Genomic DNA, 11,706 nt, shown 5'->3' with positions numbered 1-11,706 from the left:
TCAGGCCCCCCGTTCGCTCCCCTCGATGTTGGGATCGAGGGCGTCCCTGAACCAGTCGCCGAGCAGGTTGACGCTGATGACCGCCAGGACGATGCCGATACCGGGGACCATCGCGACCCACGGCCGGGTCCGGAGCACGTCCTGCCCGGTTTCGATCTCGTAGCCCCACGAGAGCGTCGTCCCGGTGAACCCCAGATACGCGAGCGAGGCCTCGATCAGGATGATGATCGCCATCTGGATCGTCGCGAGGACGATGATCGGCGTGAGGCTGTTGGGCAGGACGTGCTTGAGCAGGATCCGCCAGTCGGCGGTCCCGAAGCTCTTGGCGGCCTTGACGTACTCCTCGTTGCGGATCGATAAGGCCTCGCCGCGGGCGACGCGGGCGAACCAGACCCACGTCACCAGCGCGACGACGACCGTCACGCTCCCGGGGATCGGGATCGACTCGGGCATCCCGTCGGCAACGCCCGCGAGGACGATGGGGTCGGGTACCTGGATGGGCTGTGATCCGAACACGCCGATCAGCGCGAGCGCGAGCACCAGCGCCGGGAACGCGAGCATGACGTCGGCGAGCCGCATCAGTCCGTCGTCGATCCGGCCGCCGTAGTAGCCCGCGACGAGCCCGAAGGGTACGCCCATGAGCAGCGCCAGGCTCACGCCGAAGAGGCTGACCAGAAGCGAAACCCGGGCTCCATAGAGGAACCGCGAGTAGACGTCCTGTCCGACCGTGTTCGTCCCGAGGAGGTGCTCGCTCGTCGAGGTGACCTCTACGTCGCCGATCTCGCCGTCGGAAGCGACCGTCGTCGTGTACTCGAATCCGGGGGGCGGGTACGGCCCGCCTTCCTCGTGGAAGTATCCGGTCCGGGTCGGGTCGTGCGTTGCGAGGATCGGCGCGAACATGGCCATGACGACGATCACGACCAGCAACACCAGTCCCAGCTTCGGCAGCATGCTCTCCCGGAACGTCCGTGTCAGGTTCCGCTTGACGCGATCCGAGATCATTCGACGCTCACCTGCGGATCCAGATACGTGTAGAGTGCGTCGACGACGATGTTGATGGTGACGAACATGATTGCGATAAAGAGGATGATCCCCTGCATGAGCGGCCAGTCGCGGACGCCCAGCGCGTCGATCAGCCGAAGCCCGAGCCCCGGCCAGTTGAACACCGTTTCGGTGATGACGGCCCCGCCCATCAGCGTCCCCATCTGGAGGCCGAGGACGGTGATGATCGGGATCATCGTGTTCCGGAGCACGTGCTTGTACCGGACGAGCACGCCCGGTAGCCCCTTCGACTGCGTCGCGGTGACGTAGGGCTTGCCGAACTCGTCGATCATGCCGCTCCGGGTGAGTCGCGTGATCAGCGCCGTGAAGTACGTCCCCAGCGTGATCGCGGGGAGCGTGATGTGTTTCAGCCAGAGCCCCATCTCGCCGAACGATCCCTCCTGGACGATCGCCATGAGGGCCTCGCCGAAGCCGACCGCCCGGCGGCCGGTCGGCAGGTCGACGAAGCCGACCCCGATCGGGACCGACCCGCTCCCGGAGAGCGACGGATATGGGATGCCGTACCAGACGCCCAGCACGAGGATCAACATCAGGCCGAGCCAGAAGTTGGGCGTGCTGATCCCCAGCAGGGAGAACAGCGTCGCGCCGTAATCGGAGGCGGTCCCGCGGCGCGTCGCCGAGACGACGCCGAGCGGGACCGCGATCAGCAACGCGATTACCGTCGCGGCGACGGCGAGTTCGATCGTCGCGGGGACGCGCTCTAGGACCATCATCTCGACCTCGCGCTCCGAGCGCCAGGAGTATCCGAGATCGCCCCGAACCAGGCTCCCGAGGTAATCCGCGTACTGGACGTATATCGGCTCGTTCAATCCCTCGGCCTCCCTGACCCGTTCGACGAGTTCCTGGGTCGCCCCCTGTCCGAGCATCAGTGACGCCGGGTCGCCGGGCGACACGGCCCTCAGCCCGAACAGAACGGTCACGACGCCCCAGATGACGAAGACGCCCTGGAGCGTCCGCCGGAGCAGGAACTTCAGCATCGACATTGACTATCCCAAAATCGTGTAACGACTATCATGACGTTTTCGTTTCCCGTAGTCGGGTTCGCGTCCGCCCGCCGAGGTCGCGTGGCCGATCGTGGGGCCGCCTCACTGTCAGGCGTCCATGCCCCAGACGTAGACGACCTCGTCGGGACGGGGCTCCCACTGGATGGCCTCGTTGACCCCGTAGATGCTCTCCTGGACGTGGAGGAACAGCCACGGCGCCTTCTCGTGGGCCAGTTGCATCACTTCCTGGAGCTGCTGGGTCCGTTCCTCGGGGTCTTCCATCTGCTGGCTCTCGATGATCGCGTCGCTGAGCTCCTCGTCCTCGAACGTCCTGCTCGGGTTGTCCGGGATCGTGAAGAACCCCTGGGTCCCGTAGTCGGCGTCACCGGTGATCGTTCCCCATCCGATCATGTAGAAGGGGTGTTCGATGTTGTTGGGCTCGACGCCGGCGTTGTTCTCGTCGGAGACGACCGGGAACTCGACGATGTTCGCCTCGCAGCTGACGTTGCCGAGCTGATCGATCTGGTCGGCCGCCGTCTCGGCGACCTGGGCGTCGTTGAGATATCGGCCCTGCGGGGCGGTCAGCGTGATCTCCATGCCGCCGTAGCCGCTCTCCTCGACGAGGCTCTCGGCCTGTCCGACGTCCTGTTCGTACGGTTCGATATCGGAGTTGTAGCCGTTTATCGCGGGTGCGACCGGCTGTCCGACCGGCTCGCCGAACCCGCTGAGCACGTTCTCGACGATGCCCGCGTTGTCGACGGCGTAGTTCATCGCCTGGCGGAACTCCTGGCTGTCGTAGGGCTCGACGGTGTTCTTCATCGGACAGAACACCGTCCGGAAGCTCGTCACGTTCCGCACCTCGACGCCCTCGGCGTCCTGGATCGTCCCGACGTCCTCGGGGAGGATGTTGATCGTGAGGTCGGTCTCGCCGGCCTCGAGGGCTGCAGCACGGCCGCTGGATTCGCTGTTGGCCCGGAACGTGACCGTCTCGAAGGGCGGCTGCTCGCCCCAGTAGTCGTCGAACGCCTCGAGGACGACCTCCTCGCCGGACGTGAAGTCGACGACCTCGTAGGGTCCGGTCCCGTTGAACGCCTCCGGGTCGGATCCGGAGATGGCCGAGTTCTCGGCGTCGTAGTTGTCGATCGCCCACTGCTCGTTCATCGCCCGGCCGTAGTTGCCGTACTCGAACTCCGCGAGGCCGGGTGCGGCGCCGTAGTTGACCGCGACCGTCAGGTCGTCGACCGCCTCCGCGCTCTCGATCGAGCCGAGGCCGAAGGTGCCGATCGGGCTCTCCACGCCGATCTCCGGGTCGAGCGTCCGGTTGATCGTCCAGGCGACGTCCTCGGCCGTGAGGTCGTCGCCGTTGTGGAAGACGACGTCGTCGCGCAACATCAGATGGGTCGTCCCCTCCCCCTGGACCTCCTGTTCCTCGACGACTCTCGGGAAGATCCCCTCCCCGGGCTCGAAGTCGAACAGCGGCTCGTAGATGTGATCGAACACGTCGAAGTAGTCCCCGGTGATGTGATCGAGCGGGTCGATCGTGTCCGGGAACTGCGAGAGTGTGATCGTGATCTCGTTCAAACCGCTTCCGCCGTTGCCGCTTTCGTTACCGTCGCCCTCGCTTTCGTTGCCGTTCCCGTTCCCATTTCCGTTACCGCTCCCGGTTTCGTTGTCGTCGTTCCCGTTTCCGTTCCCATTGCCGTTTCCGTTCCCGTTTCCGTTCCCGTTTCCATTCCCGTTCCCGTTTCCATTGCCGTTTCCGTTCCCCCCGTCGTCGCCCATACAGCCCGCAAGCGCCGCGAGAGCTGCGGTGGTCGACGTCGTCCCCGTCATCCGGAGGAGCGTTCTGCGGTCTACCGTCAGTTCGTTCCCATCTGACATACCCCGTAGGTGGACTGGGCATTATTTATAAATTGCCCTCGTTCAGTAGACGTATATCTATTCCCACGAAGAATTGAGGAAATTCATCCACTAATGTACAGATATGGGCGGCCGAGGAAACGGCCGTTCGTCCACTTCCTTCGGATCGGTCCGCGAGGCGGCGACAGCCGGGGGCCGAGCCGGCGCGCGCGCGGATCGAAAGCAGAATCGATCCACCGGGAGCGGTCGGCCCGTATCCCGGTTTTCGCCCGCACGTCACGCGAGCCGGCAGTACAGTTAAACCGCTGGATTGCCTACCGTTTGGTATGGCCGCCCACGGCCGCCCTGCGCTGCGGGACCTGTTCGACGAGTCGCCGACGCCCCACATCGCCCACCCGCCCCGAACCCACCACCGTGACTTCTACGTCGCGACCGACGGCTCCTTCCGGGAGGCCGGCGGCGGGCTCGGTGCCGTGATCGAAACGCGCGACGGGACCCGGGTCGCGCGCCTCTCGACGACCGACACCCCTCCCGACAACAACGTCGCCGAGTACCGGGCGCTCCACCTGGGCCTCGACGTGCTGGCCGCCCGCGCGCCGCCCGAGGCGCGGGTCGGCGTCCTCGTCGACCACGACGCGCTCGCGAGCAACGTCAACGGCGCCGTCCTCGCCGCCGACCACCCCGACGGGCGGTCCCCGCATCCGGTGGACGTACCGCCCGCGAGCGCGAACCACTGGCGGGGGATCCGGGCCCGGCTCACCGGCTTCGCCGAGGCCAGAGCCGCCCGGATCGAGAGCGACCGCAACCCCGCTCATCCCCTCGCGAACGCGCCCGGCCGGTACGAACACGTCAACCGCACGCCCGACCGGTGCGTGCTCCCGGAACTGCCCCGTTCTTCGCCGGCGAGCGCGGACGGCGCCGACGGCGAGATCCCTCCGCCCTCGCGGGCCAACCGCGGACGTTCTGGCGGATCGGGACGTGCCTCCGACTGACCGGCGATCGTTTTCCGAGAGCCGGGATTCGATGGACGAACGCCCGATATACGAAGTCCTATTATCTCCTTGTATGCGTTTATAATACACTTAGCCATTATGGGATAACCTCTTATGCAGTGTCCGTTCAGTAGGTGGCATGCAACAGCCATCGGGAGTGGATTCCACCGGCAGTCCGCGGGGCCTCGCGAGCCCGGCGGACGAACGGTCGAACTGCGGCGTCGGCGTCGTCATGGACCTCGAGGGGGGATCGGGCCACGACGTCGTCGCCGACGGACTCGAGCTTCTCACGAACCTAGAGCATCGCGGCACGACCGGCGCAGAAAAGAACACGGGCGATGGCGCCGGCGTCATGCTCCAGACGCCCGACGCCTTCTTCCGGGAGGTTCTCGATTGCGACCTGCCCGAGAGCTACGCCGCCGGCTCCGTGTTCTTTCCTCGGGACGACGAGGCTCGCGAGGAACTGGTCGCGCTCGTCGAGGACGCGCTGGCCGACTACGACCTCGAGGTCGCGGCCTGGCGGGACGTCCCGACGGACAACGACGGGCTCGGCGAGACGGCCCTCGACTCCGAGCCCGACGTGTGGCAGGCGTTCGTCGCGCCCACGGACGACGTCTCCGGCGAGAGCTTCGACCGCCGGCTCTACGTCGCCCGCCGGGCCGTCGAGAACGCGGTCGAAGCGGCCGACATCGAGGGGAAGGAACGCTTCTACGTCTGCTCGCTCGACGCCGACACGGTCGTCTACAAGGGACTGCTGAAGGGCGTCCAGGTCCCCTCGTACTACCCCGACCTGACCGACGAGCGCGTCGCGTCGAACTTCGTGATGGTCCACGAGCGGTTCTCGACGAACACGCTCGGCGCCTGGCACCTCGCCCATCCCTACCGCAACATCGTCCACAACGGCGAGTTCAACACGATCCAGGGCAACATCAACTGGATGCGCGCCCGCGAGACCGACATCGAGAGCGAGGTGTTGGAGGATCTCGAGGCGGTCAAGCCGATCATCGACGACCCCGACCAATCGGACACCGCGAGCGTCGACAACGCCCTCGAGCTCCTCATGGCCGACGGCCGGGACCTCGCTCACGCCCTCCGAATGCTCGTCCCCGAGGCCTGGCGGGGCGACGAGACGATGGACGAGGCTCGCAGGGACTGGTACGATTTCCACGCCTCGCTGATCGAGCCCTGGGACGGGCCCGCCCTCGTCGCCGCCACCGACGGCGAGCGCGTCGGCGCCGTCCTCGACCGCAACGGCCTGCGACCCTGCCGGTACGACGTCACGACCGACGACCGGCTCGTGATGGCGAGCGAAGCGGGTGCGGTCGAAACCCCGCCCGAGAAGATCGCCGAACGCGGCCGGCTCCAGCCCGGCCAGCTCTTCCTCGCCGACCCCGAGGAAGGGCGCGTCATCCCCGATGAGGAGGTCTTCGAGGGCCTCACCGACGACCGCTACGGCGAGTGGGTCGAAGAGAACCAGCTTCTTCTCCCCGAGATCACGACGACCGCGGACCCGACGACCCAGGCGCCCGTCTCGGGACTCCGGGACCACCAGGCCGCGTTCGGCTACACCCACGACGAACTCGAGAACCTGATCGAACCGATGGCCCAGAAGGGCAAGGACCCGGTGGGGTCGATGGGCGACGACACCCCGCTCTCGGTGTTGACCCCCTTCAACCGTCCGCTGTTTACCTACTTCAAGCAGCTGTTCGCCCAGGTGACGAACCCGCCGCTGGACTACATCCGCGAGGAACTGGTCACCTCGCTGGAGAGCCGGCTGGGCCACCAGCGGAACCTCCTCTCGGAATCGCCGGCACACGCCCGCCAGCTCGTCGTCGACTCGCCGGTGCTGACCGACGCCGAACTCGAGGCTATCCGGGAGAACGAGGAGCGAGACGTTACGGCCCGGACGGTCGACATCACCTACGAGCGTCCCGACGAGGCCGACGGGGAGGCCCTCGAAGCCGCGATCGAGCGAATCCGCGAGGACGTCGTCGAGGCGATCGAGTCCGGCGCCGAGGTGTTGATCCTCTCGGACCGCGCGACCGATCCCGACCGGCTCGCGGTCCCGAGCCTGCTGGCGACGGGGGCGGTCCACCACCACCTCGTTCGCAACGGGCTTCGCAACCACGTCGGCCTCGTTGTCGAGTCGGCGGACCCGCGTGCGGTCCACCACCTCGCGACGCTCGTGGGCTACGGCGCCGGCGCCGTCAACCCCTACCTCGCCTTCCAGACGATCGAGGACATGACCGCTGGCCCCGACGGCGCCGACGCCGACGAGGCGATCTCGGCGTACATTACCGCCCTCGAGGACGGCCTCCTGAAGACGATGGCGAAGATGGGGATCTCGACGGTCGAGAGCTACCAGGGCGCCCAGATCTTCGAGGCCGTCGGCCTCGATAGCGATCTCGTCGCCGAATACTTCGAGGGGACCGAGAACCGGACCGAGGGCATCGGTCTCGCGGAGATCGAGCGCGACGTCGTCGAACGCCACGAGCGGGGCTTTCACGACGACGGCGAGGAGACCACCCTCGACCGACAGGGCGAGTACGAGTTCCGCTCGGGGGGAATCTTCCACCAGTGGAATCCCCAAACCGTGGGCGCGCTCCAGCAGTCGGTACGAGCGAACGACGCCGAGCGCTACGGCGAGTTCGCCGAGATGATCAACGACCAGAATGAGGAGCTCCAGACCCTCCGGGGATTGCTCGAGTTCGACTCCGATCGCGAGTCGATCCCGATAGAGGACGTCGAGCCCGTCGAGGAGATCGTCCGGCGCTTCTCGACGGCCGCGATGAGCCTCGGGAGCCTCTCGCCGGAGGCCCACGAGAACAACTCGATCGCGATGAACCGGATCGGCGCGAAGTCGAACTCCGGCGAGGGCGGCGAGCCCCCCGAACGCTTCGGCACCGAACGCGAGTGCAACGTCAAGCAGGTCGCCTCCGGCCGCTTCGGTGTCACCTCGACGTATCTCTCGAGCGCCGACGAGCTCCAGATAAAGATGGCCCAAGGGAGCAAGCCCGGCGAGGGCGGCCACCTGCCGGGCTCGAAGGTCAACGAGATGATCGCGCACGTCCGGAAGTCCACGCCGGGGGTCGGGCTGATCTCGCCGCCGCCGCTCCACGACATCTACTCGATCGAGGACCTGAAACAGCTGATACACGACCTGAAGACGGCGAACGAAGAGGCCGACATCAACGTCAAACTCGTGAGCGAGGCCGGCATCGGAACGATCGCGGCGGGGGTCGCAAAGGCCAACGCCGACGTCGTCCACATCTCCGGCGATTCGGGCGGGACCGGCGCCTCGCCCCGAACGTCGATCAAGAACGCGGGCCTGCCCTGGGAGCTCGGCCTCGCGGAGGCAAACCAGATGCTGTGTGAGACCGGCCTGCGCGACCGGATCCGAGTCTCGACCGACGGCGGGCTGAAGACAGGTCGGGACGTCGCCGTCGCCGCCCTCCTGGGCGCAGAGGAGTACATCTTCGGCACTGCGAGCCTGGTGACCTCGGGCTGTGTGATGGCCCGCCAGTGTCACAAGAACACCTGTCCGGTCGGCGTTGCGACCCAGCGCGAGGACCTCCGCAAGCGGTTCCCCGGCGAGCCCGAACACGTCATCAACTACATGACGTTCATCGCGGGGGAGCTACGAGAGATCATGGCCGAACTCGGGTTCAGTAGTGTAGAAGAGATGGTCGGCCGGGTCGAGGTCCTCGAACAACGCACCGACGTCGATCACCCGAAGGCGCGCAACGTCGATCTCTCGGCGGTGCTCGCCGAACCCGCGGGCGAGGTCCGCACGAAGATCAGCGAACAGGACCACGAACTCGGCGACAAACTCGACCGGCGTCTGATCGAGGAGGCCGAGGCGGCGATCGAGGACCACGAGCCGGTGACGCTCTCGGCGGAGGTCACCAACGTCGATCGGACGATCGGCGCGATGGTCTCGAACCGGGTGACCGACCGCTACGGCGAGTCCGGGCTCCCCGAGGGGACCCTGACGGTCGACCTCGAGGGAACCGCCGGCCAGAGCTTCGGCGCGTTCCTCGCCAGCGGGATCTCGATGCGGCTGACCGGCGGCGCCAACGACTACGTCGGCAAAGGGCTCTCGGGCGGAAAACTCGCCGTCCGGACGCCCGACAGGGCCGCCTACGAGGCCGCGGAGAACATGGCGATCGGCAACGTCGCCCTTTACGGCGCGACCGACGGCGAGTGTTACGTCAACGGCGTCGCCGGCGAGCGCTTTGCCGTGCGAAACTCCGGCGCGAAGGCGGTCGTCGAGGGCGTCGGCGACCACGGCTGTGAGTACATGACCGGCGGCGTCGTCGCCGTCTTAGGCGAGACGGGGAAGAACTTCGCCGCCGGGATGAGCGGCGGGGTCGCCTACGTCTACGACCCCGACGGGACGTTCCCCGACCGGACGAACACCGGGATGGTGACCCTCCACGAGGACCTCGACGAGACCGACGAGGCGATGCTCCGCCGTCTCGTCGAGAACCACGCGGCCTACACCGGCTCCGACCGGGCCGACGCGCTCCTGGCGGAGTGGGAGACCGAACTCGAGTCGTTCGTGAAGGTGATGCCCGACGCCTACCACGACGCGATCAGCGAGGAGGGCCGCGACGACGTCCGCGAGCTCCTCCCCGGCAGCGCCGAGGCCGACGTCGAGGCCCGCGCGCCCGACTACGCCGCGAGCGACGACTGATCGTACGCCGATCGTCGTCCCGGGGACCGCGCTCTATTCGTCCTCGAACGCGAACGCCGGGACGACGATCGCGCCCATCGTGCCGATGAACCCCGTCACCAACAGCCCCAGGTGGGGATCGGGCGAGCTCACGAGCAGGGCGAACGACCCGATGTCCCGCCAACCCGACCACGAGAACGAGGTCGGACCATCGGTTCCAGACGTCCTCGAGCCTGCGCTCGAGGTTCGCGAGCCACCAGTCAGCCGTTTCGCCCTCGCCGTCCCCGGTCGGTCCCGGCCGAACGCCTCCCGGATCACCGATGGGCCGGCGACGAGGACGAGGGTCCCAGTGTCGACGGCGAGCAGTGCCCGAGAACGGAGAGGGGTATTCCGCCGATCCGACCGAGCAGGAACGCGAGAACCGCCACCCCGGCATCGATCCCTCGAGCGGCCCTGACAATCGACGACCGTGTCACGTGCGGTACTACCGGTGGATCGGCCGGGTCGAATTCGAACGTTCGCGCGTTCGATCAGCCGACGACGCCGCCCTCGCTCTCGAGGGCCTCCCGGAGCCGCCCGACGTCGGGGACCGACAGGAGGTGGGCCGGACAGTCACAGTCCGAGGCGCCGACGCCCCCGACTGGCTCTCCGGGAAGGCTCTCGGCGAGTTCACACTCGCGGTCGGCCCCGGGAAAGCGCGCGACGGCCGCGAGTTCGCTCGCGGGGTGGCCGAGCAGGTAATCGACGTGCCAGTGGCGGACCTCGCGCTCGCCAGCGGCGAGGTCGCGGTGGCGCTCGATCCGCGAGAAGCCGCCCGGACCGAACGCGCTCCCGACGTAGGCGTAGGGTCCCTCGAGGCGGTACTCGCCTGCGGCGCCGATCTCGACCTCGATCGGGGGGACGTCGATCGCGAGGACGTAGGTGCCGCGGGCCATCGGTCGGGAGTATCGGGAGCTGAGGCATAAGGGGCCCGCTACCCGTCGCGTCCGCCGCGTCCGTCGCCGGCGATTCCCTCGGCGACCCGTGTCATGTACTCGATGTACGGTTCCCGGTCGGAGTCCTCGCCGGCCTCGACCCGATACCGGTGGAGGTCCGCCCAGACCGCTGCGAGCATGAAGGCGGCATGGGCTCGGTAGTACCGGTCGTTCTCGACGGCGATTCCCGTCCGCTCCTCGTAGCGGGCGATCAGTTCGGATCGGTCGGGGCTCCCCTCCCTGCCCGTAAACGGCGCGAGTCCGGCCTCGTTCGACTCCCGCAGGTCCCGAACCGCCTCGGAGTCCGGATACCGGGTGTCGATCCCGTCGAGGGAGGGAACCGGATCGCCGTCGTCGCGCCACCGAAGGAGGAGGTAGCCGAGTTCGGTCCGCGGGTCGCCGAGCATGGCGGTCTCCCAGTCGATGACGCCCGTGATCCCCCGTCGGTCGTCGAGGAGGACGTTTCCCGGCCTGAAGTCGCCGTGGACGAGCGTCGTCTCCCGTTCGTCGGGCGCCGTCTCCCGGAGCCGGTCACCGACGGTCCGGAGGTCGGCGAACTTCCGGCCCGTCACCGCCGTCGCCCGGTCGAGCCGTGTGGTCGCGTGCTCGACTTGCGTTCGGGGGGTCTGGCGCTCGCAGACGTCCTCGAACGGCTCCGTTTCGAGCCGATGAACGTCGGCGAGGACGTCGATCAGGTCGCGAGCCACTGCCCGACGCCCCTCCGGAGTACGGAACCCCTCGGGGAGACCCGATCCCAGGGGAACGGTCTCGCCCTCGAGATACGTCGTGACGAGGACCGGGTCCTCGCCCCCGCGGAACGCGACCGGCTCGGGCGCGGGAATTTCGGTCGCCTCGAGGCGTTTCAGGAGCCGATACTCCCGTTCGAGATCGTTGAAGAGATCGGTATCCCGTAGCTTGTTCGGTCGTCGGAGGAGATACCGATCTCCGGGTGTCGAGACGGCGACCATCAGGTTGATCCCGTCGGCGAGCACGTCGAAGCCGGTCGCCTCGATCCCCGCCTCCGAGAGAACCCTCTCCACCCCGTCGATTCCGCACCCGTCATGGGCCATGCCCGGCCATACGGATCGGTTCGTATAGTCTTCGGGGGGCGTGTGTCCGGCGTTCACATGAACCGATCGAACTCTCGATGCCCTCGCCGC

General features: G+C 67.4%; 7 protein-coding genes. 2 read left to right on the top strand and 5 right to left on the bottom strand.

What is annotated here, in order from left to right; genetic code table 11:
- The 3 genes from DVH23_RS02435 to DVH23_RS02425 form a co-directional block, all read right to left on the bottom strand.
- Entirely contained in the window at positions 1-1,002 is a 1,002-nt protein-coding gene (locus DVH23_RS02435; RefSeq protein WP_114575831.1) for an ABC transporter permease, read from the bottom strand.
- Complete coding sequence (locus DVH23_RS02430) at positions 999-2,045, bottom strand: ABC transporter permease (RefSeq protein ID WP_114575830.1); 1,047 nt, start codon at positions 2,043-2,045, stop codon at positions 999-1,001. Before DVH23_RS02430 ends, DVH23_RS02435 begins: the two co-directional genes overlap by 4 nt.
- Positions 2,046-2,153: 108 nt before the next feature.
- Entirely contained in the window at positions 2,154-3,926 is a 1,773-nt protein-coding gene (locus DVH23_RS02425; RefSeq protein ID WP_232833684.1) for an ABC transporter substrate-binding protein, read from the bottom strand.
- 305 nt (positions 3,927-4,231) lie between these two features.
- Between DVH23_RS02425 and DVH23_RS02420 the strand changes: the two genes are divergently transcribed.
- On the top strand, positions 4,232-4,897 hold the full coding sequence (locus tag DVH23_RS02420) for a ribonuclease H (protein WP_114575829.1): 666 nt from the start codon (positions 4,232-4,234) through the stop codon (positions 4,895-4,897).
- 139 nt (positions 4,898-5,036) lie between these two features.
- Positions 5,037-9,593 carry a glutamate synthase large subunit gene (gene gltB, locus DVH23_RS02415; RefSeq protein ID WP_114575828.1) on the top strand — a complete coding sequence of 1,519 codons (4,557 nt, stop codon included), beginning with the start codon at positions 5,037-5,039 and terminating at the stop codon, positions 9,591-9,593.
- 509 nt (positions 9,594-10,102) lie between these two features.
- Here the strand turns inward: gltB and DVH23_RS02405 are convergent.
- Both DVH23_RS02405 and DVH23_RS02400 read right to left on the bottom strand, forming a co-directional pair.
- On the bottom strand, positions 10,103-10,507 hold the full coding sequence (locus DVH23_RS02405) for a DUF123 domain-containing protein (protein ID WP_114575826.1): 405 nt from the start codon (positions 10,505-10,507) through the stop codon (positions 10,103-10,105).
- 38 nt (positions 10,508-10,545) lie between these two features.
- On the bottom strand, positions 10,546-11,616 hold the full coding sequence (locus tag DVH23_RS02400) for a phosphotransferase family protein (RefSeq protein ID WP_114575825.1): 1,071 nt from the start codon (positions 11,614-11,616) through the stop codon (positions 10,546-10,548).
- Positions 11,617-11,706 lie beyond the last annotated feature (90 nt).

The organism is Saliphagus sp. LR7 (assembly GCF_003344565.1).
GTDB lineage: Archaea > Halobacteriota > Halobacteria > Halobacteriales > Natrialbaceae > Saliphagus > Saliphagus infecundisoli.
The sequence above is the reverse complement of the archived record's forward strand: the minus strand, read 5'-3'. Positions and strand labels throughout refer to the sequence as shown.